Origin of the sequence: Parazoarcus communis SWub3 = DSM 12120 (genome assembly GCF_003226565.1) — a bacterium.
GTDB classification, from domain to species: Bacteria; Pseudomonadota; Gammaproteobacteria; order Burkholderiales; family Rhodocyclaceae; genus Parazoarcus; species Parazoarcus communis.
In genome coordinates this window covers 73,741-97,848 of record NZ_QKOE01000016.1, presented here as the reverse complement: position 1 = coordinate 97,848, position 24,108 = coordinate 73,741, and the positions used below count along the sequence as shown (strand labels likewise).

Annotated in this window: 26 protein-coding genes; 14 read left to right on the top strand and 12 right to left on the bottom strand. The window is 64.7% G+C overall.

Annotated features, from left to right (window positions below):
• Positions 1-25 precede the first annotated feature (25 nt).
• Positions 26-1,219 (bottom strand): helix-hairpin-helix domain-containing protein, encoded by a 1,194-nt coding sequence (locus DNK49_RS18035; RefSeq protein WP_110527731.1) that lies wholly within the window; start codon positions 1,217-1,219, stop codon positions 26-28.
• 276 nt (positions 1,220-1,495) lie between these two features.
• Here DNK49_RS18035 and DNK49_RS18030 point away from each other — a divergent pair, with 276 nt between their 5' ends.
• From DNK49_RS18030 to DNK49_RS18020, 3 genes are all read left to right on the top strand, one after another.
• Positions 1,496-2,530, top strand: coding sequence for a DctP family TRAP transporter solute-binding subunit (locus DNK49_RS18030; protein WP_110527818.1), 1,035 nt, complete (start codon positions 1,496-1,498; stop codon positions 2,528-2,530).
• A 136-nt stretch (positions 2,531-2,666) separates the two neighbouring features.
• A complete protein-coding gene (locus DNK49_RS18025; protein ID WP_110527728.1) occupies positions 2,667-3,164 on the top strand; it encodes a TRAP transporter small permease in 498 nt (165 codons plus the stop codon).
• Complete coding sequence (locus DNK49_RS18020) at positions 3,161-4,444, top strand: TRAP transporter large permease (protein WP_110527725.1); 1,284 nt, start codon at positions 3,161-3,163, stop codon at positions 4,442-4,444. Before DNK49_RS18025 ends, DNK49_RS18020 begins: the two co-directional genes overlap by 4 nt.
• A gap of 76 nt (positions 4,445-4,520) precedes the next feature.
• On the opposite strand, the gene DNK49_RS18015 is transcribed toward DNK49_RS18020, so the two are convergent.
• A complete protein-coding gene (locus DNK49_RS18015) occupies positions 4,521-5,417 on the bottom strand; it encodes a LysR family transcriptional regulator (RefSeq protein WP_110527722.1) in 897 nt (298 codons plus the stop codon).
• 227 nt (positions 5,418-5,644) lie between these two features.
• Here DNK49_RS18015 and DNK49_RS18010 point away from each other — a divergent pair, with 227 nt between their 5' ends.
• A complete protein-coding gene (locus tag DNK49_RS18010) occupies positions 5,645-6,058 on the top strand; it encodes a TerB family tellurite resistance protein (RefSeq protein ID WP_110527719.1) in 414 nt (137 codons plus the stop codon).
• A gap of 52 nt (positions 6,059-6,110) precedes the next feature.
• A complete protein-coding gene (locus DNK49_RS18005; RefSeq protein ID WP_110527716.1) occupies positions 6,111-6,581 on the top strand; it encodes a phosphate-starvation-inducible PsiE family protein in 471 nt (156 codons plus the stop codon).
• Positions 6,582-6,595: 14 nt separating this feature from the next.
• On the opposite strand, the gene andR is transcribed toward DNK49_RS18005, so the two are convergent.
• Positions 6,596-7,576 carry an anthranilate 1,2-dioxygenase regulatory protein AndR gene (gene andR / locus DNK49_RS18000; RefSeq protein ID WP_110527713.1) on the bottom strand — a complete coding sequence of 327 codons (981 nt, stop codon included), beginning with the start codon at positions 7,574-7,576 and terminating at the stop codon, positions 6,596-6,598.
• Positions 7,577-7,834: 258 nt separating this feature from the next.
• On the opposite strand from andR, the gene andAc reads away from it, so the two are divergent.
• The 9 genes from andAc (at position 7,835) to DNK49_RS17955 (ending at position 15,772) form a co-directional block, all read left to right on the top strand.
• Positions 7,835-9,103, top strand: a complete 1,269-nt coding sequence (andAc, locus tag DNK49_RS17995; RefSeq protein ID WP_110527711.1) for an anthranilate 1,2-dioxygenase large subunit AndAc — start codon at positions 7,835-7,837, stop codon at positions 9,101-9,103.
• A gap of 5 nt (positions 9,104-9,108) precedes the next feature.
• Positions 9,109-9,591 carry an anthranilate 1,2-dioxygenase small subunit AndAd gene (gene andAd, locus DNK49_RS17990; RefSeq protein ID WP_207807035.1) on the top strand — a complete coding sequence of 161 codons (483 nt, stop codon included), beginning with the start codon at positions 9,109-9,111 and terminating at the stop codon, positions 9,589-9,591.
• A gap of 10 nt (positions 9,592-9,601) precedes the next feature.
• Positions 9,602-9,946, top strand: coding sequence for an anthranilate 1,2-dioxygenase ferredoxin subunit AndAb (andAb, locus tag DNK49_RS17985; protein WP_110527708.1), 345 nt, complete (start codon positions 9,602-9,604; stop codon positions 9,944-9,946).
• Positions 9,947-10,008: 62 nt separating this feature from the next.
• Positions 10,009-11,172 (top strand): ABC transporter substrate-binding protein, encoded by a 1,164-nt coding sequence (locus DNK49_RS17980; protein WP_110527812.1) that lies wholly within the window; start codon positions 10,009-10,011, stop codon positions 11,170-11,172.
• 76 nt (positions 11,173-11,248) lie between these two features.
• Positions 11,249-12,169, top strand: coding sequence for a branched-chain amino acid ABC transporter permease (locus tag DNK49_RS17975; RefSeq protein WP_110527705.1), 921 nt, complete (start codon positions 11,249-11,251; stop codon positions 12,167-12,169).
• 11 nt (positions 12,170-12,180) lie between these two features.
• A complete protein-coding gene (locus tag DNK49_RS17970) occupies positions 12,181-13,167 on the top strand; it encodes a branched-chain amino acid ABC transporter permease (protein WP_110527702.1) in 987 nt (328 codons plus the stop codon).
• Positions 13,164-13,922 carry an ABC transporter ATP-binding protein gene (locus DNK49_RS17965; protein WP_110527700.1) on the top strand — a complete coding sequence of 253 codons (759 nt, stop codon included), beginning with the start codon at positions 13,164-13,166 and terminating at the stop codon, positions 13,920-13,922. Before DNK49_RS17970 ends, DNK49_RS17965 begins: the two co-directional genes overlap by 4 nt.
• A 67-nt stretch (positions 13,923-13,989) precedes the next feature.
• Positions 13,990-14,706, top strand: a complete 717-nt coding sequence (locus tag DNK49_RS17960; protein WP_110527697.1) for an ABC transporter ATP-binding protein — start codon at positions 13,990-13,992, stop codon at positions 14,704-14,706.
• Between the two features lie 10 nt (positions 14,707-14,716).
• Entirely contained in the window at positions 14,717-15,772 is a 1,056-nt protein-coding gene (locus tag DNK49_RS17955) for a 2Fe-2S iron-sulfur cluster-binding protein (RefSeq protein WP_110527693.1), read from the top strand.
• 17 nt (positions 15,773-15,789) lie between these two features.
• On the opposite strand, the gene DNK49_RS17950 is transcribed toward DNK49_RS17955, so the two are convergent.
• The 9 genes from DNK49_RS17950 to atzD form a co-directional block, all read right to left on the bottom strand.
• Positions 15,790-16,599, bottom strand: coding sequence for a sulfite exporter TauE/SafE family protein (locus DNK49_RS17950; protein WP_110527690.1), 810 nt, complete (start codon positions 16,597-16,599; stop codon positions 15,790-15,792).
• A gap of 5 nt (positions 16,600-16,604) precedes the next feature.
• Positions 16,605-16,979 carry an oxalurate catabolism protein HpxZ gene (hpxZ, locus tag DNK49_RS17945; protein WP_110527687.1) on the bottom strand — a complete coding sequence of 125 codons (375 nt, stop codon included), beginning with the start codon at positions 16,977-16,979 and terminating at the stop codon, positions 16,605-16,607.
• A 92-nt stretch (positions 16,980-17,071) separates the two neighbouring features.
• On the bottom strand, positions 17,072-17,836 hold the full coding sequence (locus DNK49_RS17940) for an ABC transporter permease (protein WP_110527684.1): 765 nt from the start codon (positions 17,834-17,836) through the stop codon (positions 17,072-17,074).
• Complete coding sequence (locus tag DNK49_RS17935) at positions 17,833-18,690, bottom strand: ABC transporter ATP-binding protein (RefSeq protein WP_207807034.1); 858 nt, start codon at positions 18,688-18,690, stop codon at positions 17,833-17,835. The genes DNK49_RS17940 and DNK49_RS17935 overlap by 4 nt, the downstream gene beginning before the upstream one ends.
• Before the next feature lie 20 nt (positions 18,691-18,710).
• Positions 18,711-19,709: an ABC transporter substrate-binding protein gene (locus DNK49_RS17930; RefSeq protein WP_207807033.1), complete on the bottom strand. Its 999-nt coding sequence runs from the start codon at positions 19,707-19,709 to the stop codon at positions 18,711-18,713.
• The gene (locus DNK49_RS17925; RefSeq protein ID WP_110527681.1) at positions 19,706-20,260 is read right to left on the bottom strand and encodes a VOC family protein; all 555 of its coding nucleotides are present in this window, start codon (positions 20,258-20,260) and stop codon (positions 19,706-19,708) included. Before DNK49_RS17925 ends, DNK49_RS17930 begins: the two co-directional genes overlap by 4 nt.
• Before the next feature lie 7 nt (positions 20,261-20,267).
• Complete coding sequence (locus tag DNK49_RS17920) at positions 20,268-21,482, bottom strand: FAD-dependent oxidoreductase (protein ID WP_110527678.1); 1,215 nt, start codon at positions 21,480-21,482, stop codon at positions 20,268-20,270.
• Between the two features lie 32 nt (positions 21,483-21,514).
• Positions 21,515-22,942: an amidase gene (locus DNK49_RS17915; RefSeq protein ID WP_110527675.1), complete on the bottom strand. Its 1,428-nt coding sequence runs from the start codon at positions 22,940-22,942 to the stop codon at positions 21,515-21,517.
• A complete protein-coding gene (gene atzD / locus DNK49_RS17910) occupies positions 22,939-24,075 on the bottom strand; it encodes a cyanuric acid amidohydrolase (RefSeq protein ID WP_207807032.1) in 1,137 nt (378 codons plus the stop codon). The genes DNK49_RS17915 and atzD overlap by 4 nt, the downstream gene beginning before the upstream one ends.
• Positions 24,076-24,108 lie beyond the last annotated feature (33 nt).

Genomic DNA, 24,108 nt, shown 5'->3' with positions numbered 1-24,108 from the left:
GGCACTGCCGGGCCTGCACCGGTGCTTACAGGCGGATCTGCGAACGTAGTCTGTCGAGCATCTTGCTGCCGATGCCCTTGACCTTGCTCAGGTCGTCGATCGACTTCCACGGCCGGCCAGCGACAATGCCTGCCGCAATGGCGGCGGTCACGCCTTTGAGCTTGCCCAGCACAGCAGCGTCGGCCTCGTTGATCGAGACGCCGGCCGCTGCAGGTTTGGCGGAAGGGGCAGGGGCAGGGGCAGCGGCAGGGCTGGCCTTGGCGGCTGACGTCACCTTTACTTTCTTGCTGGCAGCGGCTTTGGGCGTGGGTTCGGTGCTGGCTGCCTTGGCTTTGCTTTCAGTCTTGGCCTTGGCGGGCGCCTTGGTTGGGGGGACGGTGGCGGTTTCGGCTGGGCTGGCGGTGGCGGTCTTGACCGGGGTCTCGGTCACCTCGCCTTCCGGCGCCGAGGCAGTGAACTCGACTGCGCTGTCTGCAACGGCTGCGGATGCCGGCAGGGGGCCGTCGACAGCCAGCGCAAAGCTGCGGTAGTCGCGCGTCAGATAGCCATGACCCGTCCATTCGCGCAGCATCAGTGTCAACAGCCAGCGACCGGCCGGCAGGGTGCAGGTGGGGAGTGTGGCCTGGATCGGACCGATGGCGCACTGGCCGGCGATCTGGCCGAGGGCTTCGCTGCCGATCAGGATGCCGTTGAACGCACCACCGCGGTAAGGTTCGGGCAGGGCCCACAGTTCGAGCACCAGCGAGCCTGACAGGTTGTCGGCAGGGCGCGGGTTGAAGATGCTGTCGGCGTTGAGGGTGGTGTGGGCGTCGCTCAGGGCATAGGCCACCGAGCCGTCGATACGCGGCAGGCAGAAGCGCTCGCTGCGTGGGTAGCCGGCGGTGTCGCAGCGGCGCAGGCCGCTGCCGTCATCGCTGGCCAGCGTCAGGGTCATGGCATGTTCGCTGGTGCCGGCGGGCAGCAGGGCGTCGGTTGTGATCTGAACCCAGGCATTGCCGTTATGGTCGGTCTGCAGTCCGCTGCAGTCCGCGCTGGCGACCAGGGTGTCCTCGGCCCAAAGTTGCAGCACCCAGCGTAGCGAGGCGGCTGCCATCGGATCGACGACGCAGATCTGGGCGTTCAGGGTGACAAGGTCACCATCGAAGGCGTAGCCGTGCTGGGGGCCCAGTTGGGCGGCGACCGGATCGGCCGGGATGAAGTGGGAGAGTGGGGTGTTCATGTGCCGGACCGTTTCGGGATCAGTAAAAAAGGGGGCGGATTCTGCAGCACTCCGGTTACCGTGCCAAGCACGGAATAATCAATATTTTCAATGCACTAAAATAGGGCGCAAAGGAAATCTTGTGTACATGACATATTCCGTATGGCGTGCCGGTGGCCGATGTCCCGTCATCCGGTTTGGTCATCGCTGCCGCTGTTTGTAGAATCCCGGGCGGGCGACCGCTTTCCCGCTGCCGCCGCACCGCTGGTGCAACAACAATTCGTGGGAGACCTTTTCATGCAGAAACGTCGTTTTACCGCCCTGATCGCCGGCCTGTTTGCTTCGGCTGCGCTGGGTTTCTCCCTGCCGGCGACTGCCGCCGCGCCTTACAAGGACGAGTACAAGCTGTCCACCGTGCTTGGCGAAGCCTTCCCGTGGGGTTGGGGTGCCAAGCGTTGGGCGGATCTGGTCGCGGAAAAGACCGAAGGCCGGATCAAGATCAAGGTCTATCCGGGTACCTCGCTGGTCTCCGGTGACCAGACCAAGGAGTTCACCGCGCTGCGTCAGGGCATCATCGACATGGCGGTGGGATCGACCATCAACTGGTCGCCGCAGGTGCGCGAGCTCAATCTGTTCGCCCTGCCCTTCCTGATGCCCGACCACAAGGCCATCGACGCCCTGACCCAGGGCCGTGTCGGCAAGAAGATGTTCGATCTGCTGGGTGAGCGCGATGTGGTGCCGCTGGCATGGGGCGAGAACGGTTTCCGTGAGGTGTCCAACTCCAAGAAGCCGATCCGCACGCCGGAAGACCTCAAGGGCATGAAGATGCGGGTGGTCGGCTCGCCACTGTTCCTCGCCACCTTCAATGCACTGGGTGCCAACCCCACGCAGATGAGCTGGGCCGATGCGCAGCCTGCGATGGCGACGGGTGCAGTCGATGGGCAGGAGAACCCGCTGGCGGTGTTCAATGCCGCCAAGCTGCATACGGTTGGGCAGAAGCACCTGACCTTGTGGGGCTATGTCGCGGATCCGCTGATTTTCGTCGTCAACAAGAACGTGTGGAACAGCTGGACGGCACAGGACCAGGCGCTGGTGCGTGAAGCTGCACTGCAGGCAGCCAAGGAAGAGGTCGCCCGCGCCCGTGCCGGCATTTCCGCCGGTGACGATGCGCTGCTGAAGGAAATCGAGGCCAATGGCGTGTCGGTGGTCCGTCTCTCCGACGCCGAGCGCGATGCCTTCCGCAAGGCCACCTCGGGAGTCTACAAGGAGTGGGCCGATCGCGTAGGGGCCGATCTGGTCAAGCAGGCCGAAGAGGATATCGCCAAGCGCTGAGCGGCGGTTTCCGGTCATCGTGGTGTGCCATTCCGGCATGCCATGATGGCTGCATGGCTTGAGTGAGTTATTTCCGGGCAGTGCCGAAACAGGCCTGCCCGTTGTGTTTTTCAATGATTGCCAGAAAGGCTCGTCAATGAGTATCGAAGTGCCGCCGGAGGCCCGCGCAGGGGATGAACCGGTTCTGCCGTCCTATACCCTCGAGCAGGTGCTGACCGGGGTAGTCATGGGCATGATCGTGCTGATCTCGCTTGGCAACGTGATTGCACGTTACCTGACCTCGCAGTCGTTTGCGGCGACGGAGGAGTTCTCCATCGCCCTGCTGATCATCCTGTCCTTTCTGGGCTCGTCGACCGCGTTCGCCTTCGACCGGCACATCAGCGTCGGTTTCTTCGTCGAACGTCTGCCGCGGGGATGGCGTGCCGCTGCACGCTGGTTGTCCTTCATTGTCACCTCCGCGCTGTTCGGCTTCATTGCTTTCTATGCAGGCCGGCTGACCTATGACCAGTATCGTTTCGAAGAAACCTCACCCGCGCTCGGGGTGCCGCAGTGGTGGTATACCGTGTGGATGCCGACGCTGGCGGTGCTGATCGTGTTGCGCCTGATGCATACCCGCTTGCGGAGGCGCGCATGATCGGCGCCACGCTTGTTGCCTTGTTCCTGCTGTGCCTGGTCGCGGGCATGCCGTTGGCCGTAGGGCTGGGGGTGGCCAGCATTGCCGTGCTGGCCATGGCCGGCTTCGACCAGCTTGCGGTGCCGACCAACATCTACGCCGGCATCGCCAAGTATCCCTTGCTGGCCATTCCGATGTTCATCCTGGCAGGCATGATTTTCGAGCGCTCGGGGGTGGCCCAGCGCCTGGTGCGCTTTGTCACCGCCATCGTTGGCGAATGGACCGGCTCGCTGGCGGTCGTTGCGGTGCTGGTGTCGATGCTGCTGGGTGGCATCTCGGGCTCAGGGCCCGCCGATGCGGCGGCGGTGGCGGCGGTCATGCTGCCGTCGATGATCGCGCGCGGCTACCCGAAAGGCTTTTCGGCAGGATTGATTGCTGCCGCAGGCTCGACCGCGATCGTGATTCCGCCTTCGGTCGCCTTCATCGTCTATAGCGTGATGGTGCCCGCAGCGACGGTGCCGGCGCTGTTTGCCGCAGGTCTGTTCCCTGGCATGGTGGCGGCGCTCTGCCTGCTGGTGCCTGCCATCATCATCAGCCGCAGGCATGGTTTCGGCAAGGGTTACAAGGCCGAGCGGCCACCGTTGGGCAAGAGCTTTGTCGATGCGATCTGGGGGTTGCTGGCGCCGGTCATCATCCTCGGTGGCCTGCGTACCGGCCTGTTTACGCCGACCGAGGCCGCGGTGGTGGCTGTGGCCTACGGGGTCTTCGTCGGCATGGTGATCTATCGCAGCATCCGCTTCAGGGACCTGTTCCGCCTGCTGGTCGAGGCGGGTGAGTTGTCGGCCGTGGTGCTGATGATCATCGGCATCGCTTCGGTATTCGCCTGGGCCGGCAACACGCTGGGTATCTTCGACGTCGCTGCCAAGGCGCTGGTCGGCATGCACTCCAGCGAGTGGCTGATGTTGCTGTCGATCAACCTGTTGCTGCTGGTGGCAGGCATGTTCCTCGATGCGGTGTCGATCTTCCTGATCCTGCTGCCCTTGCTGGTGCCGATCGCGTTGGCCATGGGGTGGGATCTGGTCTGGTTTGGCGTGATGATGACGATCAACCTTGCCATTGGTCAGTTCACGCCGCCGATGGCGATCTCGCTGATGATCACCTCGCGTATTGCCGGTATCGGCATGGAAGAGACCTTCCGCTGGGTCATCTGGCTGGTGCTGGCGATGGCGGGCGGGCTCACCGCGATGATCATCTTTCCGCAGCTGGCCTTGTGGCTGCCGGGGCGCCTTGGGTACTTGTAGCCGCCGTCGCCCACGCCCTGACCGGGGTTTGAGGTGGTGTTGATGGGGGCTGGGGTAGGAGCGGGTGGCGGCGTGATCAGGCGAGACATTTCCTCGCCTGGTCGCTGATTGCGGACATGACCGGATGGCGCATTTGTCGTTCGGTGGTGATTGCATAGACCGATTCCTTCAGCGAGGGAATGCGGCCCGCCTCGCGAACCTGGAAGTGTTCGCAGATGTAGCCCGAGATGGCGGCGGGGGCGACGAACAGTCCGGCTCCGGCCTGGCCGAAGGCTTTCATCAGTGCGCTGTCATCCAGCTCGGCCACGATGCGCGGGTGCAGGTGATGGGTTTCCAGCCACTGCAGCAGCGCGGCGCGTGAGGCTACGTCTTCGCCGGGCAGCAGGAAGGGCGCATCGTGGAGCAGGGCGGGAAAGGTCGGTGGCAGGCGTGCGAGCAGTGTTTCGGCGCCGAACACGGCCAGCGGACTGCTTCCAAGCAGATGACTGTAGCCCTTGATGCTGACGTGCGGTGGCAAGGGCCTGTCGGCGATGACCAGATCCAGGCGGTGGATGGCCAGCTCGGTCAGCAGGGGGGCAAGCAGGCCCTCGCGGCAGATCAGCCGTCCCGCCGATTCGAGTTTCAGCGCAGGCTCCAGCAGGGTGTAGACCAGCGACTTGGGCATGGCGTCGGTGATGCCGATACGGAAGGGTGGCGCAGTGACCGCGCGCTGGTCTCGCAGGATGTCCACAATGCGGTCACCCAGGGTAAAGATCTCTTCCGCATGGGTCAGGATGCGTTCGCCGGCATCGCTCAGCTCAAGCCGGCGTCCGACGCGACGAAACAGCTTGACCCCCAGGCTGTCCTCGAAGCTCACGAGTTGTGCGCTGACCGAGTGCGGGGTCAGGTGCAGCAGGCGGGCCGCACGGGCGACGCTGCCGGCCTTGGCGACCATCCAGAAGTAGCGCAGGTGCTTGTAGTTGAGTGTGTTCATGTCCGATGGCTCCGATCCTTGAATTCCGCGCCCTGAGCGTCGTCGAAGGGGAGTGGGGTTCGGCAGTCGATGCTCACACGGAGACACGCTACTCAGGGGACGAGTGAAGGATTGATCGATTTTTTCGACGGTTGTTGCATGAAGATTCGACTTTTTTGTCGTTCGAAATGCCTCTACCTTGAAGGTGATGTCAGCGCATTTGCCTGACCGCCAACAGGAGAGTAACCATGCGTCGTTATGAAACGGATAGCTCGCGTGCAGCGGCACGCATCCTGGCTCACGCCTTGCTGGCCGATGGCGTGCTCGATCAGGCCGAACTCGACTCCCTGGCGCGTAGCGGGGTGACGGGCTCGCTCGGGATCCAGCGTGCGGACTTCGATGAGGTGTTGCGCCACTATTGTGAGGATCTGATGATGGGCAGCGACTACCTCGACAGCCTGCATCTGAGGCTGGCGGACGATGCCCTGCTGCAACTGCTGGACGAAATCCGCGATCCGGCATTCCGTAGCCTGCTGCTGGAAGCGATTGAGGAGATCGTCTCTGCCGATGGCGTGCGCACGGCTGAGGAACACGCCTTGATCGCCCAGGCGGCGCGTCATTGGGGGCTGGCCGAGGCCGCGCGTGCCCGGCCCGGTGGTTGATTGCGTTGCGAAGGGTATCCCCCTTCGCGGATGATCCCTGAGGGAGCGTGCGATGAAAACCGATACCAATCTGCCTGCTCATGCCAACCATCTTTCCGCGGTCAGCGACGACCCGCTGATCGATCGGCTGCACTGGGTGATCCGGCAGGCGATCCGTCTGCTGGCGGTGCTGATGGTGGCGGTGATCCTGTGGTGCGTGGCCGATGTGGTGCTGGTGCTTTACGAACGGCTGTCCGCACCGCCGGTGATGTTGCTGCAGTTCAACGACATCTTTGTGGTGTTCGCGGCTTTCCTCGCGGTGCTGATTGCCATCGAGATCTTTGCCAACATCACCCTTTACCTGCGAGACGACGTCATACACGTCAAGCTGGTGGTGGCCACGGCGCTGATGGCGATTGCACGCAAGGTGATCGTGCTTGACCTGAGCACGCTCGAGCCTGCTTATCTCTATGCAATCGGGGTCATCGTGCTGGCCTTGGGCATTACCTACTGGCTGGTGTCGACCAAGACCGACAGCGCTTGATCGAGAAGCCCCCTTCAGCGCGCGCCAGTGCGACGCTGGAGAGTGTCGGAGGGGGCTTCGCCGAAGGCTTCGCGATACGCGATCGAGAAGCGGCCGATGTGGCCGAAGCCGCAGTCGAGGGCGACGTCCGCAACACGCACGGCTGTGGCGTCGCTTTGCAGGCGCTCGCGGGCACGGGTCAGACGGCGGCGGCGGACCAGTTCCATCGGGCTGTAGTCGCGAAAACGCTGGAAGCCGTCCAGCAGCGTGCGGGTGGGGACATCCACCGCGGCGGCAATGTCGCCCAGACGGATCGGTTCGCAGGCGTGCGCTTCGATATAGGCTTCGGCGCGACGCACGATGGCGGGCGCGATGCCCGTCGTTTCCTGTTGCACCGAGGGTCGGTGCGGCTGGCCGGCCAGCAGCAGGGTCAGCAACATCCGCTCCATTTCCACCGCCACCACCGGGTTACGCTCGGCCAGTTCGATCATCTCGGGCTGTGAGGCGAACAGGCGGAACTGCGCCAGCCAGGGTGCCAGCGCCGGGCTTGTCAGGTCCAGCCGGTGGTCGAAGTGCATCAGTTCTACTCCGGTATGCGCGGTCAGCGCGGCGCGGTCCACCCGCATGAAGAACTGTTCGCAATCGGGCGAGAAGCGGCCGTGGAATTTCGCCCCAGGAATGCACACTGCGCCGCGGTCGCGCCCGATCGTGGTGCGCTCGCCCATGCTGTCGATCTCGGCATGACCGCGCAGGCAGCAGACGAACAGGTAGTAATCCTCCATCTCGTCCACGAACACCTTCATCGCATCGCCAAAGTCGATCGCACCGATCGCCGTGCTGCCAATGCGGGCGACATCCATATGCGAGCGGATGGGGCGTGTGCGCTGGGTGGGTTCCAGCCGGTGGGGTTGGAGGATGGACGAGATGCGGATGCAGGTGTCGTCGATGTCGACGGACTCGAAATACCTGCGCTGGCGGAGCGCAACAGGCTCCGGTGAGGTGCCATAGGCATGCATTTGGGGGCTCCTGACTTTGTGTGATGCGTCGTCGGGTAGCTGGATCAAAGCAAGCGGCGTGCCGCACGTTTTGGTGCAAAGCATCATCTCGTTGCGGCTGCTTTGATCAGGATCAGGCTTGGTGGGGAAAGTTGCGATAAACGGATAACGCCGGCCAGCTTCTGCGATTCGTGGATAGCACCGGATGGGGCGGCTGCACACAATGGATTCACCGATTGCGCAGTGCAGCAGTGCCCCGAACGATCCACGGAGAATCCGATGAATGCCCCGCTGTCCGCGGCTGACGCCGCACCTTCCGAAGAAAAGCTGGTGTTCTTTCCGCGTGCCGACGGCTCGCGGGTGCCCTATGCCGTATTCAGTTCGCAGGAGATTTACGAGCTGGAGCAGGAGCGCATCTACCGCGGCCCGACCTGGAACTTCCTGGGGCTGGAGTGCGAGATTCCGAAGCCGGGCGACTACAAGAGCACCTTTGTCGGCGACACCCCGGTGGTGGTCACCCGTACTGACGATGGCGAACTGGCCTGTTGGGTGAATCGCTGTTCGCATCGCGGTGCCATGGTGTGCCGCAATGCCCGCGGCAATGCCAGTTCGCACGCCTGTGTCTATCACCAGTGGAGCTTCGATCAGCGCGGCAACCTGCTGGGCGTGCCCTTCCGTCGCGGCCAGAAGCACATGAGCGGCATGCCCAAGGACTTCGACCCCAAGTGCCACAGCCTGCGGCAATTGAAGGTGGAGAGCTACCGTGGGCTGATCTTCGCCACCTTCAGCGACGACGCCCCGATGCTGCCCGATTACCTGGGCGCCGAGATGCGACCGTGGATCGACCGCATCTTCCACAAGCCGATCGAGTTTCTTGGCTGCACCCGGCAGTACTCGCAGTCGAACTGGAAGCTCTACTTCGAGAACGTCAAGGATCCCTACCACGCCAGCATGCTGCACCTGTTCCACACCACCTTCAACATTTTCCGGGTGGGGATGGCGGCACGGTCGATTCCGGATGCCAGGCACGGTCTGCACAGCATCATCACGGTGACCAAGAACGAGGAGGACACCGCGGATGCCTACAAGCAGCAAGGCATCCGCTCGATGGATGATGGCTTCCAGCTCGAGGACGATTCAGTGCTGGGGCACGTCAAGGAATACGACGAGCTCACGACGAATCACATTCAGCCGATCTTCCCGCAGCTGGTCATCCAGCAGATCCACAACACCCTGGTGGCGCGCCAGCTGCTGCCCAAGGGACCGGACAACTTCGAGCTGATCTTTCATTTCTTCGGCTACACCGACGACACCCCGGCGCTGCGCGAGCTGCGCCTGAAGCAGGCCAATCTGGTCGGCCCCGCCGGCTACATCTCGATGGAGGACACCGAGGCGACCGAGCTGGTGCAGAAGGGCACACGACGAGATCCGGCGGCCTGCTCGGTGATCGAGATGGCGCGCGACAACCCCGAACAGCAGGACACCGTGATCACCGAGAGCCTGATCCGCCGCTTCTGGGCGGGCTACCAGAAACTGATGGGACTTTGACCGACATGGACACGATGGAACGGATGGCGCTGTGGTTCGAACTCCACAGCCTGCAGGAGCGCTATGTCAGCGTGCTGGACAACGACCGGCTGGAAGAGTGGCCGGCATTGTTCACCGAGGATTGCGAGTACGGAATCATCCCCAAGGAAAACGCCGACATGGGCCTGCCGGTGGGGATCATGTGGTGCAACAACCAGCGCATGTTGCGCGACCGCGTGGTGTCGCTGCGCAATGCCAACATCTTCGAGGCCCACACCTACCGGCACATGACTTCGGGGCTGGACATCACCCCGGTCGATGCCGACACGGTGGAGATGAAGGCCAACTATGTGGTGGTGCAGACCCGCGCCAATGGTGAGTCGCAGGTCTATCAGGCCGGCCGCTACGAAGACCGCGTGGTGCGTACGGCCGAGGGCTGGCGCTATCAGAAGAAGCGCGTCATCTACGACACTTCGCGCGTGCAGACCCTGCTCGCCACCCCGGTCTGAGGAGGCAGTGATGAGCACAAGCCTGTCTCCGGTGGACGTCCTGGCCTGGCATGACGTCGGCGTGGTGGATGACTTTCCCGATGGTGGTTCCTGGCCGGTGGTGGCCGGCGGTGTCGAGATTGCGGTGTTCCGTATCGGCGACGAGCTGTTTGGCCTGCGCGACCTGTGTTCGCACGGCGCCGCCAGGTTGTCGGACGGCTATGTCGAGGAGGGTTGCGTCGAGTGCCCCCTGCATCAGGGTCTGTTCGACATCCGCACCGGCCAGCACAAATGCGCACCGCTGACCGCGCCGGTGCGCGCCTACCCGGTGCGGGTGGTCGATGGCCGCGTGCAGGTCGCGGTGTCGCCGGACTGAGCACCCACAGGCATCCCCAGCAGATCAGTAGCCCACGATTGTTCGATCCCAAGGAGTTCTTCATGTTCAAGCCGAAACACGCAGTACTCGCCGCTGTTCTCTGTAGCGCACTGGTGGCTCAGGCCGCCGATCCGGTCAAGGTCGGCATTGCGCTCGACATCTCGGGCCCCTTCGCGGCGGCCGGGGCCGAAGCCCGCGATGGCTTCGATCTCGCCATCGAAACCCTGGGCGGCAAGCTCGGTGGCCAGCCGGCCGAGTTTCTGAAGACCGATTTCGCCGGCAACCCGGAGCAGGCCAACCAGTTGGTGACGCGCTACCTGCAGCGCGACAAGATCGACTTTTTCACCGGTCCGATCGCGTCAAATTCGGCGCTGGCCGTCGGTCCGGCCCTGTTTGCCGCCAAGGTGCCTTTCATCTCCAGCAATCCCGGTCCCAGCCAGTTTGCCGGCAAGCAATGCAACCCCTTCTTCTTCGGCCAGTACCAGAACGATACCTATGACGAAGCGGCGGGCAAGTTTGCCAACGAGAAGGGCTACAAGAACATGGTGATCATTGCGCCCAATTACCCGGCGGGCAAGGATCACCTGAATGGCTTCAAGCGCATCTACAGCGGTGCGCTCAAGGATGAGATCTACACCAAGGTCGGCCAGATCGACTACGCCGCCGAGATTGCCCAGATCCGCGCGGCCAAGCCCGACGCGGTGTTCTTCTTCCTGCCGGGGGGGATGGGGATCAACTTCATCAAGCAGTACATCGGCGGGGGGCTGAAGGAAATTCCGCTGGTGGCACCGGGCTTCTCTGCCGATCAGGATGTGATCCAGGCCGTCGGCGAGCCGATGCTCGGGCTCTACAACACTGCGCACTGGACCCACGACCTGCCGCTGCCGGCCAATGCCGCCTTTGTCTCGGCCTTCCGCAAGAAGTACGACGGCCGCTACCCCACCGTGTATGCGGCAATGGCCTACGACGCCATCATGGCCATGGACGCCGCGGTGCGCGATGTTGGCGGCAAGCTCGATGATCGCGCCGCAGTGGCGAAGGCGCTGGCCAAGCCGAGCTTCAAGTCGGTACGCGGTGAATTCAGCTATGGCGCCAACAACAATCCGGTGCAGAACTACTACCTGCGCGTGGTGGAGAAGGATGCCGAGGGCAAGCTCACCAACAAGCTGGTCGGTACGGTGATGGAGAAGCATCAGGATGCCTATGTCGGCGAGTGTGCGCTTTAAGTCATCGGCCTGATATCCAGGCGCCGCGGGGAAACCCGCGGCGCGCGTTCGTTCTTGTCTGACGGAGTTGCACCCTATGGATGCCATCTTCATTTTCGAGCAGCTGCTCAACGGTCTCGGCTACGGCTTGATGCTGTTCCTGCTCGCGGCCGGCCTGACCCTGGTGTTCGGCATCATGGACACCATGAACCTGGCGCACGGCTCGCTCTACATGGCCGGCGCCTACATCGCGGCCAAGGTACATGAGAGCAGCGGCTCCTTTCTGGGCGCCGTGCTGGTGGCGATCGTCGCCACCATCCTGATCGCTGCGCTGATCGAGTGGCTGGTGGTGCGCAGGCTCTACAGCCGTGACCACCTTGCCCAGGTGCTGGCCACCTTTGGCGTGATCCTGATTGCCGACGATCTGGTCAAGGCCATCTGGGGGCCGTCGCCGATCATGGCGCCGACGCCGGCTGCGCTGACCGGGCCGGTGCAGTTGCTGGCCGAGCTGCCGTATCCCGCCTACCGGCTGGTGCTGCTGGGTGTCGGGCTGGCGGTGGCGCTGGGGCTCTATCTGCTGGTCAATCACACCCGCATGGGCATGCTGGTGCGTGCCGGCGCCTCCAACCGGTCGATGGCGGAGTTCATGGGGGTGCGGGTCGGCCGCGTGTTCTCCTTCGTGTTCGCGCTTGGGGCTGCACTGGCGGCGCTGGCGGGGGCCTTGATGGGGCCGATCGGTGCCGTGCAGATCGGCATGGGCGAGGCCATCCTGATCCCGGCACTGGTGGTCATCGTCATTGGCGGCATTGGCTCGGTGCGTGGTGCCTTTGTCGCGGCCTTGCTGGTCGGGCTGGTGGATACCGCCGGCCGTGCCTTCCTGCCGCCCATGCTGCGTGCGGTGCTGCCACCGTCGCTTGCCGCCGATCTTGGTCCGGCGCTGGCCGGGATCGCGATGTATGTGCTGATGGCCGCCGTGCTCACCCTGAAACCCGCGGGGCTGTTCCCCGCACGTGCCTGAGGGGCCGATTCATGAGTTCTGTCGCAACACTTCCGCTGCCGGCGGGTGCCGGTGCCCGCCCGCGTAGTGCTGCCAGCCTGCTGCCCTGGGTCGTGCTGGCGGTGCTGGCTGCCTTTCCGCTGATCGCACCGGCTTTCGGGCTGGAGTACTACATCGGCTTCGTGCGTCGACTGTTGATCGTCATGATCGCCGCGACCAGCCTGAATTTCATTCTTGGCTACGGCGGCATGGTGGCGCTGGGGCATGCCGGCTTTGTCGGTGTGGGGGCCTACACCGTGGTGGCCATGGTCGAGGCGGGCGTCGGCTCGGCCTGGGCCGCCTGGGGCATGGCGATCGTGATCAGTGCGGTGTTTGCTGCGGCCATCGGTGCGGTGTCGCTGCGTGCCCGCGGGGTCTATTTCCTGATGATCACGCTGGCCTTCGCACAGATGCTGTACTACCTGGCGGTGTCGCTGCGTACCTATGGTGGCGACGATGGCTATGGCATCTACACCCCGCTGTCGCTGGGCGGGTTGGACGGCCTGCATGCCGACATCTTCTACTGGGTGGTGCTGGCGCTGGCGGCGCTGGTATTTGCCTTCTCCAGCCGGGTGGCGGTGTCCCGCTTCGGCCATGCCCTGATGGGGATCCGCGACAACGAGACGCGGATGGCGGCCATGGGCTATCCGGTGTACCGCATCAAGCTGGTGGCCTTTACCGGCGCCGGTGCGGTGGCCGGGCTGGCAGGGGCCTTGCTGGCCAGCCACAACAACTTTGTCAGCCCCTCGCTGATGCACTGGACCGAGTCCGCAACCCTGCTGGTGATGGTGGCCATCGGAGGCATGGGCAAGCGCTGGGGCGGACCGCTGGGCGTGGCGATCTGGCTGACGCTGGCCGAGGTGCTCAAGCTCTACACCGAGTACTGGCACTGGCCGATCGGGCTGATGCTGATCCTGGTCGTGTTCTTTGCGCCCAAGGGCGTGGCGACCTTGTTCGAACGCAAGGAGAAGACGCAATGAGTGCAACAAGCCTGTTCGAGGCCAAGGGTCTGGTCAAGCGTTTTGGCGGACTGCTGGCGACCGATCATGTCGATATCACCGTTGAGCCGGGCGAGATTCACGCGCTGATCGGCCCCAATGGCGCGGGTAAATCCACCTTGGTCAATCTGATCTCGGGCTTGCTGCCGCTGGATGAAGGCAGCCTCAGCCTGGATGGGGTCGAGTTGGCCGCGCTGGCGCCGCATCAGCGCGTGCGAGCTGGCTTGTCGCGCTGTTTCCAGGTCACCAGCGTGTTCAAGAGCGACACCGTGCTCGACAACCTGCTGCTGGCGGCGCAGGCGCATGCGGGGTCGAGCTTCCGCTTCCTGTCACGGCGCGCGGCCGAGGATGTGTTGATGGAGACCGCGCTCCGCCTGGCCGAGACGGTGGGTTTGGCCGACGTGCTGGGACGTATCGCCGGCACATTGCCGCACGGCGCCCAGCGCAAGCTCGATGTCGCCCTCGCACTGGCGGCAAGGCCGCGCTTGTTGTTGCTGGATGAGCCGATGGCTGGCATGGGCCCGGAGGATTCGCTGCAGATGGTGGCGCTGATCGAGCAGCTGCGCGCGCAGACCGCGATCCTGTTGATCGAGCACGATATGGATGCGGTGTTCCAGCTTGCCGACCGCATTTCGGTGCTGGTGTATGGCCGGGTGCTGACTTCGGGCGATGCCAGCCATATCAAGGGGCACCCGGAGGTGCAGGCGGTGTATCTGGGAACGGAGGCGCACGCATGACCCCTCCTGTCGATCCACATATGGACTGCATGCGGCCTGCCGCGCCCCAATTGAAGCGAGAAACGCGATGAAGCACGAAGCCTTGTTGAGTTGTCGCGGCCTGGAGGCCGGGTATGGCGCCAGTCAGGTGCTGTTCGGGCTGGATTTCGATATCCATGCCGGTGAGGTGCTGACCCTGCTCGGGCGCAATGGCATGGGCAAGAGCACCACGATCAAGACCCTGATCGGCGGCCTGCGTGCGAAGAAGGGCGAGATCCGTTTCGGCGGCAAGCCCATCCACGGCGCGCGTGCCGACGCGATTGCACGTCTGGGGGTGGCCATCGTGCCCGAGGGCCGCCAGTGCTTTCCCAACCTGACGGTGCGCGAGCATCTGCTGGCGTTTGCCGACAATCGCAACGGCCTGCGCGACGCATGGACGCTGGATCGTCTGTATGGCCTGTTTCCGCGGCTGAAGGAACGTGCCGGCAACATGGGCAACCAGCTCTCCGGAGGCGAGCAGCAGATGCTGGCGATTGCGCGCGCCTTGTCTACCAACCCCCGGCTGCTGATCCTGGATGAGGCGACCGAGGGGCTGGCGCCGGTGATCCGGGACGAGATCTGGCGTTGCCTGGATCAGCTCAAGGCGGTGGGGCAGACCACGCTGGTGGTGGATAAATATGTCGAGAAGCTGGTCCTGCTGGCCGACCGCCACATCATTCTCGAGCGCGGGCGCATTGCATGGACGGGCAGTTCGGTGGAGCTCGACTCCGATCGTGGCTTATGGACCCGCTACCTGGGCGTATGAGGAGGCATGGATGAACGCCGTTTCCGCACATGCGACGACCGACGCATCGCCCCGCCCCGAGCCTGTTCGGGTTGAACTGCTGCCCGCCGGCAAGACCTTTCCGGTCGCGCCCGGGCAAAGCCTGCTCGACGCAGGGCTGGCCGCGGGTCTTGCCCTGCCCTACCAGTGCCGGACGGGCGACTGCGGCACCTGCCGGGCGACCGTGCTCGGGGGCGAGGTCGAGCGTCAGCCTGCTGCTTGGGCACTGGACGAGACCGCACTGGCGAACGGTCACTGTCTGCTGTGCCGAACCCAGGCCCGTACCGCGGTTCGCATCGAGTGCGCCGAAGTGGATGGCCTGCCCGGCTTGCCGCTGCGTCGCCTGCCGGTGCGGCTGGCCAGCATCGAGCGCCCGGCCGCCGACGTCGCCGTGCTGCATCTGCAGCCGCCAGCGGGTCAGACACTCGATTACCGGGCGGGCCAGTACATCGATGTCGTGCTGCGCGACGGCCGTCGGCGCAGCTACTCGCTGGCGACTGCGCCGGGCAAGTCGGACCAGCTGGAACTGCACATCCACCACCGCCCTGGTGGCGCGTTTACCGGGCAGGTGTTCGGCGGGTTGAAAGTGCGTGACATGCTGCGCATCGAAGGGCCCTTCGGCCGCTTTCACCTGCGTGAGGAAACGCAGGCACCCATGATCCTGCTGGCCACCGGAACCGGCTTCGCCCCGATCAAGGCCATCATCGAGCAGGCCCGCAGAGCCGGGCTGCGCCGGTCGGTGACGCTGTACTGGGGAGGACGCCAGCGCGAGGACCTGTATGGTGATGCCATGGTCCGGCAATGGGCGCGCGAGCTGCCGTGGCTGCGCTACGAGCCGGTGCTGTCAAGGCCGCAGGCGGGGTGGGGTGGGCGCACCGGTCACGTTCAACAGGCCGTGCTGGCGGACTACCCGGATCTGTCGGCGCATGAGGTTTATGCCTGCGGCTCACCTGCCATGGTCGCGAGTGCTGGCAGCGTGCTGCAGGCCAAGGCCGGATTGCGCCCGACGAACTTCCATGCCGATGCCTTTGCCGAGGCGGCGGCCTGATCCGCTTTGGCAAAAGCTCATTGCCCGGTCTGCATCAGACCATGCAACATCTTTGCCGCAAGAACGACCAGGACGGTGGCGAAGATCTTTTTCAGCGTTGCGACCGGCAGGCGGTGTGCGTAGCGGGCGCCGACCGGTGCCATGATCATGCCGCAGGGCACGAGCGCGAATAGTGCCGGCAGGAACAGGTAGCCCAGGCTGCCGGGCGGCAGGTCGGTGGCGTGCAGGCCGTTGAGGATGTAGCCGAGCGAGCCGCCGAGGGCGATTGGAAACCCCAGCGCTGCCGCAGTGCCGATCGCCTGCTGGATGCGGACATTGCACCAGGTCATGTAGGGCACCGAGAGCGCTGCGCCGCCGATGGCGACCAGGCTGGAGAAGGTGCCGATCACCAGTCCGGCGATGCTCAGGCCGGCGGGTCCGGGCAGGCTGCGGTTGGGGGGCGGCTTGCGATCGAGGAACAGGTTGATTGCATTGGCGGCGATGAAGGCGGTGAAGATTGTCGCCAGGACGGTGGTGTCGACCACCCGGGCAATGACGGCACCGACCAGGGTCCCGACGAGGATGCCAGGTGTGAATTGCCGCACCACCTCCCAGCGTACGGCCTGATGGCGATGATGCGAGCCAAGCGAGGACAGCGAGGTGAACAGGATGGTGGCCATCGAGCTGCCCAGCGCCAGGTGCATGATCTCCGAGTGCGGGAAGTCCTGTGCCGCGAACAGCAGTGCCAGGATGGGCACCATCACTGCGCCACCGCCGATGCCGAGGAGTCCGGCAAAGAAGCCGCTGAACAGACCGAGTGCCGCATAGGCGGCAATCCACAATGTCATGACGGTCAGCCGAGCAGGCTCACATGTGCCGACACCACGCGCCAGCCCTCCGGCATGCGCACCCAGGTCTGGCTCTGGCGCCCGGTGCGGGTCGAGCCGGTACGCGAGAACTCGATATTGGTGACGGCATGGTCACGGCCGAAGGTGGTGACCTGGCGGCGGGTGACCGTGCGTTCGAGATTTGCGGCGGGTCGGCCCTGGCGGAAGGCCTGGATGGCGGCGAAGCCGTACAGGTTTTCGCCCGCGCCATAGCGCAGGGTGAGTTCGTGGTTCCAGAACAGGCGGTCGAGCACATCGATGTCGTTGCTGACCAGGGCGTGTTCGTACTCATCGAATACGGCTTCGACCTCGGCCAGTACGTCGGGAAGGTTGATCTGCATGGATTTGATCCTTGTTGAAAGCGGCGCTTGAGCGGTGGTGGCAGGGCGTGGGTTCAGGGAGCAGGGGCTAGCAGGGGCTTGAGCCTCTTCTCTTACTTGCCGCCCCAATGCACGAAGCGTCGTTCGGCGAGGATGAACACCAGGTTCATCGCATAGCCGAGCGCGCCAGCGGCGATGATGGCGACGTACATGTCGGGCATGTCGAAGATCATCTGGGCGTTCATCACCCGCTGGCCGAGGCCGTCGGTCGAGCCGATGAACATTTCGGCGACGATGATGATCACCAGCGCGAGCGACACGCCGGAGCGCATGCCGACAAAGACCTGGGGCATGGACTCGAGCAGGGTGACGTCGGTCAGCACCCGCCAGCGCGGCGCCCCCATCACCCTTGCGGCAAGCTGGCGCTGCTTGCGCGCGCCCATCACACCGTAGGCGACGTTGAACAGGATCACCAGCGCGGCACCGAAGGCTGCAACCGCAATCTTGGTCAGTTCGCCCACGCCGAAGATGACGAGAAACAGCGGGAACATCGCCGATGCGGGGGTGGAGCGAAAGAAGTCGATGGCGAACTCGATCGATTCGTAGAACTTCTGCGAAGCGCCGAACACGATGCCCAGCGGAACGGCCACCAGCACGGCGATGGCGAAGGACCACAAGGTGCGGACCACGGTCTTGAAGAAGTCGTCGGCCAGCGTGCCCTCGGTGATGCCGGTCCAGAACGCCGTGGCCGCTTCGGCAGGCGAAGGCAGCAACACCGGGTCGACAGCCCGGGTGGCGTGCATGATGGTCCATATGGCAAGCAGTACCACGACACCGATGAGGGGACGCAGGCGGGCGAGCAGTGCGGTAGTGTTCATTTGCGTACCTCGCGCTGGAAGACTTCGAGCGCACGCGACTTGACCCGGATGAAGTCGTCACTGACCGAGGTGTCGGCGGTGCGGGGGCGGGCTGCGTCGAAGTGCAGGCGCTCGGCGACCTGGGTTGGCCGCTTGGTGAGCAGCAGCACTTCGTCGGCCAGCAGCACGGCTTCGTCAAGGTCGTGCGAGACCAGCAGGGTGGTGACCTGACGTTCGGTCAGCACCTTTTGCAGGCGACCGCGCAGGAACATCACCATTTCGTAATCGAGTGCGGAAAACGGCTCGTCGAGGAACAGTACCTCGGGATCGACCACCAGCGCCCGCATGATGGAAACCAGCTGCTGCTGGCCTCCTGACATCTGGTAAGGGTAGGCGTTGAGGTCGAACTGCACTTCGAAGCTCTCGATCAGACGATCCAGCCGGGCCTGGCGCTCTCCCTTGGGAATGCCGAGGTACTGCAGCGGATAGCGGATGTTGTCGATCGCTCGCATCCAGGGAAACACCGCTTCGCGGTAGTTCTGGAACACATAGCCGATGCGGGTTTCGTGCGCCTCCTTGCCATCGAACAGGATCTGACCACGGTCATAGGGCAGGATGCCGGAGATCATGTTGATCAGCGTGCTCTTGCCACAGCCGTTGGGGCCGAACACCGACACGATCTTGCCTTTGGGGATGTCGAGGTCGAAGTTGTCGTAGACCGGGGTGCCGGCGAAGGTCTTGCTCAGGCCCCGGATGGTGATGTGGGTGCCGGCCGGAAAGCGCCGCAGGCGGTCGGCCAGGGCCGGCTCGGGGGGCGCACTCCGCGTCGCCCCGAGGGGCGGCACCGAGTAGTAGGCGTCGGGCATGACTTTCATCTTCCGCGTGTCCTTCGGGTTCAATAGGCCTTCAACAAGGTCTTGGCATCCATGCGCTCCTTGATCACGCCAAGCTCCTGACCGATGTCGAGAAACTTCTGGAAGTCGGCTTGATCATTGGCGCTCAGCTCGGGAACCATGATCATGTTTGCCAGCGGGATGGTTGCAGCCAGTTCCGGCGGGACTTTCATGCCGGCGATCAGGTAGCCGCGGGTGCTGCTGTCTGTCTTCGCCAGCTCGACCGCGCGTGCCCAGGCCAGGGCGAAGCGTCGGGCCACATCGGGCCTTTCGGCGATGAACTTGTCCGACAGGGCGGCACCGGTTGCAAAGGCATTGCCCTGCTGGCGGCCGAGCAGGTGGGTGGCGATGACGCCGGTTTCGATACGCTTGGCGACCTGTTGCGAAACCATCATGGTCGCTGCGGGCTCCAGGGTATATCCACCGGCAAAGGTGCCGGCCTGCAGTACCGACAGATGCATGCCGACCGGCTGCTCCTGAATGGTGAAGTCGGTGCCTTCCTTGAGTCCCACCTGCTTCAGCACCGCACGTGCCGAGCCGATGTTGGCCGGGCCGGGGGCGGAAAAGAGCTTGATGCCGCCCTTGAAGTCCTTCAGCGAGCTGATCTTCGCGTCCGGGCGGGCGACGAACTGTTCGACCACGTACTGGCTGTTCTGGCCGTTGAGCGAGATGTACTTCAGCGTATTGGCGCGGCGCGACTCGATGTTGGCGCCTTCCAGCGTCACCAGGTTGGCGGCGCCGTCGATGCTGCCGGCGACGATGGCCTGCACGGTAAGCGGATGGCTGGTCATCGGAACTTCCTCGACGTCGAGGCCGGCTTCCTTGAACAGCCCCTTGTTTTGCGCGACGTAGAAGGGCAGCGCGGAGCTGGCCGGGAAAACGCCGAACTTGACCTTGTCCAGCGCCTGGGCATGGGCGCTGGGTAGCAGGGCGAAGGACAGCGCGGTGGCGCCGATGCCGGCACAGAGACGGGCGAGGAAGGTGCGTTTGTGCATTTTCATGAGGGCTCTCGAAGTGGGGTTGCGGGAATCAGTTTGGGATAGGTGGTGGGGTCGAAGAAACACTGCCCCGCTTCATATTTGCGTCCGGGCGACATGTCGGGCGGCGGGCCATCCTCCATTGCGCCTTCGAAGGTGAGTTCGAGCTGAACGCCGCTGGGGTCGTACACAAAGATCTGCCACAGGCTGGTGCCGGGCACCAGAAACTCACGCCAGTCCAGCTTCAGCGCGCGCAGGCGTGCCAGCGTGGCGTGATATCCGGTGCACGACAGCGACAGGTGGTCGATGGCGCCGGTGCCACACTCGACCTTGCCATTGGCACCGAGCGCCGGGCCACCGGCATAGACGTGAATGATGGCGAGCCCGCCCGGCTGGCCGCACGCCAGCCAGGCGCCCGGGTAGCCGAAGTCGGGGCGCGGCACGCTGCGCAAGCCGATCAGGTCGCGCCAGAAGGCCAGGGTCGCATCCAGGTCGGCGGTCTTGATGGCCACATGGAACAGGCCGTGGACCAGTGGACCGGGAGTAAGCGGCGCGGCATGTGGCTTGCTCATCATCCGGGCCTCAGACCATGGCCGGTTGAGCGAATGGCACCTCGCGGAACAGCGCCGACAGGCTGGCGAGGAAGGGGGGCTCGGTCTTCCACTGGGCGCCCGTTACCGGATCGCTGTCCGGCAGCATGGTGTCGGTGGCTGCGATGGAGAGGTCCATGACGAAGCGCATCCGGTCGCTGCGCGCGGTGGCTACCTGTTCGAGCCACTGACGGACGTCGACATTGCCGTCAGTGACCGCCTGCTCGAGGATGTCCGCGGCAATGCAGGCATCCTCGATCGCCTGCGTCGCGCCCTGGCCCAGGGTGGGCACCATGCCGTGAGCGCTGTCGCCGACGTACATGACCTGGCGTTGCGGGTCGGCGTACAGAATGTCGGACTCCTGCATGCGTGCCCAGTGGCTGTGCTCCAGGTTGTCGCACATGGCGTCGAGCAGCCAGGCGACCTTGGGGCACGGTGGTGTGCCAGCAGGCAGATAGGTCTGGCGCATCACCGTCCCGGTCTTCCATTCGGCGGGGATTTCTGCACCTTTGTCGATCGGGAAGGTGGCGGCGATATAGATGTGGCCGGGTGGCACACGGAAAGCCAGCAGCCGGTGCGGACCGTTGAACCACTGTTCGTAGTCGTCGATCAGGCCCTGGCTGTGGTCCTCAACCAGGGTGCGCAAGATGGCGACACCGACCTGGCGTGCTTGCGGTGCGCCGGAAAAGGTCGCCCGTGTCGCCGAATAGCGGCCGTCTGTACCGATCAGCAGATCGATGTCGTCCATTGTCTGTTGCTTGCCATCCTCGACCCAGCGGACCGTTGTACGGCGGTCGTCATGCCCGCTGGGGCCGATATGCTCGATGTGAGTGCCATAGCGGACGGTCGCGCCCGCACCCGCCCGCAGTACGCGGTACAGCTCCGACCAGCGGATGCGGATGCCGGGGTTGTCGGCAACCTGCGCGAGGGGCAGGTCGAACAGGCAGCGACCGTCGGTGAGCGAGACCCGCCAACTGGCCCACGGCAGGCTGGCCGCGAGGACGGCCTCGGCAAGTGCCGGGTCGGTGTGCAGTAGCGCCTTGATGGCATTCGGGCCGACGTTGAGGCCGGTGCCGGCCTCGGAGTGGTCGTCGGCGCTGACCTTCTCCAGGCAGCATACTTCGAACTGCGGTATGCGCGACAAGCGCCGGGCGAGAATGGCCCCGGCAACGCCGGCGCCAATGATCATGATCTTGAATTTCTTCATGGTGGTTCGTGTCCTGTCAGCAGTGGCGCGATTCAATGCAGCTCCGGACGCCGATGGCGCCAGGGGCAGTGTTTTTCGTATTCATGCCCAAGGGCGAGAAGACGGGCATCGCAGCCCGCCGGCCCGACCAGTTGCAGTCCGATCGGCATGCCCTGTGCATCGGGTTCGGCCGGCACGGCCAGCGCAGGCAGGCCGGCTGCGTTGGCAAACGCCGTGAAGACCGCATGGCCGCGGCCATCCACGTCCTTGCCGGCAATGGTCTCCGGGTGGGGAAGGGTCTTTGGCCAGGGCTGCGCTGCCGAACTGGGGGTCAGGATCAGGTCGAAATCGGCAAACAGGGCGGCGAGCGTAGCGCGAAGTTCGGTGACTTGCCGGCGTGCCGAGAAGTGTTCGACTGCGCTGCGTTTCAGCCCTTGCTGCAGCAGCGCCTGAAGCGCGGGACCGAGCAGGTCGCGGCGGGCCGGATCGTCGCCGATCAGCGCAGCCAGTCCGGTGCTGCTCAGCACAGGCCAGCTTTCACGGTTGAAACGCCCGACCTCGCGCGGGGCCGGGCGGGTGGTGAGGTGGTGGCCCATGGAAGCAAAGGCCGCGCATGCCGCATCCAGACTGTGCAGGATGGCGGGCTCCACCGGACTGCCGTCGATATCACGCCAGACGCAGATACGCAGGCGGGGAGGTCTTTGCTCCACGGCGTCCCACTCCCAGTTGGGGCCGTCGGCGATGATGCCCATCACCTTGGCCAGGTCGCCAATGCTGCGGGCGATCGGGCCCACGACCTCGAGCTCGGGCAGGATGTCGGGCAGCGCATGGCGTCTTGCCACCCGGCCCCATGAAGGCTTCAGGCCGCACAGGCCGGTGAAGCCTGCCGGACGCCGGATGGAGCCGCCGCCATCGGTACCCAGTGCAATCGGGCCCAGCCCGGCAGCGACCGAGGCCACGGCGCCCCCGCTCGACCCTCCCGGGGTCAGCGACGGGTTCCAGGGGTTACCGGTAGCGCCCTGCAGCAGATTGTCGGTGTAGCCTTGCAGCGTGAATTCGGGGACGTTGGTCTTGCCCAGGATGACGACGCCGGCCGCACGCAGGCGGGCGACAGCGAGTTCGTCCTGGGCCGGCACGTGGCTGGCGTAGAGGCGGCTGCCCCAGCGGCAGGGCAGGCCGGCGACCGGAATGTTGTCCTTGATCGTCATCACCACGCCATCCAGTGCCGAGCACGGGCGGCCCGTGCGCCAGCGTCTGGCGCTCTCGGCAGCGGCCCGCCGTGCGCCGTCGAGGTCGTACGTGGCGATGGGGTTGAGCGTGCCCTGAACGATGTCGAACCGGCTTGCGATCGCGTCGAGTGCGGTTTCGGGGTCGAGTTGACCGGTGAAGTAGGCAGTGCTCAGTTCTCCAGCCGTCAGCTGCCATGGGGCCGATCCAGGAGAGGCTTGCTGGCCGGAGCGAAGGGGGTCGGCGGCGCTCATGCAATGCTCGCAATGATGGCGATCAGACCACCGCCGTCCGGGCCCTGATGCTCTGCGCCACCCGAGACGAAGATCTGACCGGTACCCAGTACGCCGGCGACCACGCCTCCAAGCGCGGCACGGACGTGGCGCTGGGCGTTGATGTCGGTATCGTCGAGCATGGTGTGGCGCTTGCCACGGACGCGACCGCGGCGATCCGGTTCGCACTTCACCAGCACGCCCGCCACCCGGGACAGGTCGCTGGCCGGCAGCTGTGGGTGGGCTTGCAGTCCCAGGCGGGTGCAGGCACGGACCACGGCACCCAGATCGACGGCATCTTCCATCGGCTCGCAGGCCATGCGTAGCGGTCCGCGCCAGGTGGCGCTGTGGCCGAGCACAACGACTTCGTTGGCGCTGACCTCCACACCCGACGAAATGCTGGCCTGGGGACAGAACAGCGCAAAGTCCTCCAGCAGGGCGGCTTCGAGTCTGTCGTCGTCCGCAATCTGTCCGAGCGCGAGGGCGACGCCAAATGCGCCAGCAGCGCGTGCATAGGCCATCGAGCGATTGGGATCTGCACTGCGGACTGGCTGACCTGCGGCCGCGGCGGATTGGGCGCGGGCAGAGGTGACACACGGGCATTTGACCTGTACGAAGGCGACATCCTGCGCGCGATCGATGCCCGCGTCCGCCATTGCCGCGCGTACCGCCTGAGCAACGGCCTGCACATGTGACCAGCGGCCGATGTCCTGCGCCGGGGTGTCGGCGCTGAGCGCACGGCCGATCGCCAGCGCCGGGCCGGCGGGGGCGTCTGCAGCTGCCGCCTGACGGGCGAACACGAGATAGTGCGGGCTCAGTACGCCCTCGGTTCCGCCCGACAGGATGCAGGGAATCTCCGCCTGCAGTTGTTGCGGCGAACGTCCCAGTCGGTCACCTAGCAGGTTGAACAGGGTCTGGGTGAAGTAGCCGCGGGTGAAGTCGTTGACACCGCCGTTACCCTCGGTCTTGCCGATGATCGCGACAATCTCGTCGGCGGCGAGCACGCCGTGGTCGAGCAGTGCCTGCAAGGCGGAGAGATCCCCGGGGTGCGCCATGTCCAGCCGATGTACGGCGAGCTGAGGTGAGGTGGAGGAGGAAATGTGCTGGGTGTCCATGAGCCCAGTATCGATGACGATGTGCGAGAGCGA

Bases quoted from the DNA above. Each gene is read 5' to 3' on its own strand.
- DNK49_RS18035 (WP_110527731.1), bottom strand. From the start codon at position 1,219: ATGAACACCCCACTCTCCCACTTCATCCCGGCCGATCCGGTCGCCGCC.
- DNK49_RS18030 (WP_110527818.1), top strand. From the start codon at position 1,496: ATGCAGAAACGTCGTTTTACCGCCCTGATCGCCGGCCTGTTTGCTTCG.
- DNK49_RS18025 (WP_110527728.1), top strand. From the start codon at position 2,667: ATGAGTATCGAAGTGCCGCCGGAGGCCCGCGCAGGGGATGAACCGGTT.
- DNK49_RS18020 (WP_110527725.1), top strand. From the start codon at position 3,161: ATGATCGGCGCCACGCTTGTTGCCTTGTTCCTGCTGTGCCTGGTCGCG.
- DNK49_RS18015 (WP_110527722.1), bottom strand. From the start codon at position 5,417: ATGAACACACTCAACTACAAGCACCTGCGCTACTTCTGGATGGTCGCC.
- DNK49_RS18010 (WP_110527719.1), top strand. From the start codon at position 5,645: ATGCGTCGTTATGAAACGGATAGCTCGCGTGCAGCGGCACGCATCCTG.
- DNK49_RS18005 (WP_110527716.1), top strand. From the start codon at position 6,111: ATGAAAACCGATACCAATCTGCCTGCTCATGCCAACCATCTTTCCGCG.
- andR (WP_110527713.1), bottom strand. From the start codon at position 7,576: ATGCATGCCTATGGCACCTCACCGGAGCCTGTTGCGCTCCGCCAGCGC.
- andAc (WP_110527711.1), top strand. From the start codon at position 7,835: ATGAATGCCCCGCTGTCCGCGGCTGACGCCGCACCTTCCGAAGAAAAG.
- andAd (WP_207807035.1), top strand. From the start codon at position 9,109: ATGGACACGATGGAACGGATGGCGCTGTGGTTCGAACTCCACAGCCTG.
- andAb (WP_110527708.1), top strand. From the start codon at position 9,602: ATGAGCACAAGCCTGTCTCCGGTGGACGTCCTGGCCTGGCATGACGTC.
- DNK49_RS17980 (WP_110527812.1), top strand. From the start codon at position 10,009: ATGTTCAAGCCGAAACACGCAGTACTCGCCGCTGTTCTCTGTAGCGCA.
- DNK49_RS17975 (WP_110527705.1), top strand. From the start codon at position 11,249: ATGGATGCCATCTTCATTTTCGAGCAGCTGCTCAACGGTCTCGGCTAC.
- DNK49_RS17970 (WP_110527702.1), top strand. From the start codon at position 12,181: ATGAGTTCTGTCGCAACACTTCCGCTGCCGGCGGGTGCCGGTGCCCGC.
- DNK49_RS17965 (WP_110527700.1), top strand. From the start codon at position 13,164: ATGAGTGCAACAAGCCTGTTCGAGGCCAAGGGTCTGGTCAAGCGTTTT.
- DNK49_RS17960 (WP_110527697.1), top strand. From the start codon at position 13,990: ATGAAGCACGAAGCCTTGTTGAGTTGTCGCGGCCTGGAGGCCGGGTAT.
- DNK49_RS17955 (WP_110527693.1), top strand. From the start codon at position 14,717: ATGAACGCCGTTTCCGCACATGCGACGACCGACGCATCGCCCCGCCCC.
- DNK49_RS17950 (WP_110527690.1), bottom strand. From the start codon at position 16,599: ATGACATTGTGGATTGCCGCCTATGCGGCACTCGGTCTGTTCAGCGGC.
- hpxZ (WP_110527687.1), bottom strand. From the start codon at position 16,979: ATGCAGATCAACCTTCCCGACGTACTGGCCGAGGTCGAAGCCGTATTC.
- DNK49_RS17940 (WP_110527684.1), bottom strand. From the start codon at position 17,836: ATGAACACTACCGCACTGCTCGCCCGCCTGCGTCCCCTCATCGGTGTC.
- DNK49_RS17935 (WP_207807034.1), bottom strand. From the start codon at position 18,690: ATGAAAGTCATGCCCGACGCCTACTACTCGGTGCCGCCCCTCGGGGCG.
- DNK49_RS17930 (WP_207807033.1), bottom strand. From the start codon at position 19,709: ATGAAAATGCACAAACGCACCTTCCTCGCCCGTCTCTGTGCCGGCATC.
- DNK49_RS17925 (WP_110527681.1), bottom strand. From the start codon at position 20,260: ATGATGAGCAAGCCACATGCCGCGCCGCTTACTCCCGGTCCACTGGTC.
- DNK49_RS17920 (WP_110527678.1), bottom strand. From the start codon at position 21,482: ATGAAGAAATTCAAGATCATGATCATTGGCGCCGGCGTTGCCGGGGCC.
- DNK49_RS17915 (WP_110527675.1), bottom strand. From the start codon at position 22,942: ATGAGCGCCGCCGACCCCCTTCGCTCCGGCCAGCAAGCCTCTCCTGGA.
- atzD (WP_207807032.1), bottom strand. From the start codon at position 24,075: ATGGACACCCAGCACATTTCCTCCTCCACCTCACCTCAGCTCGCCGTA.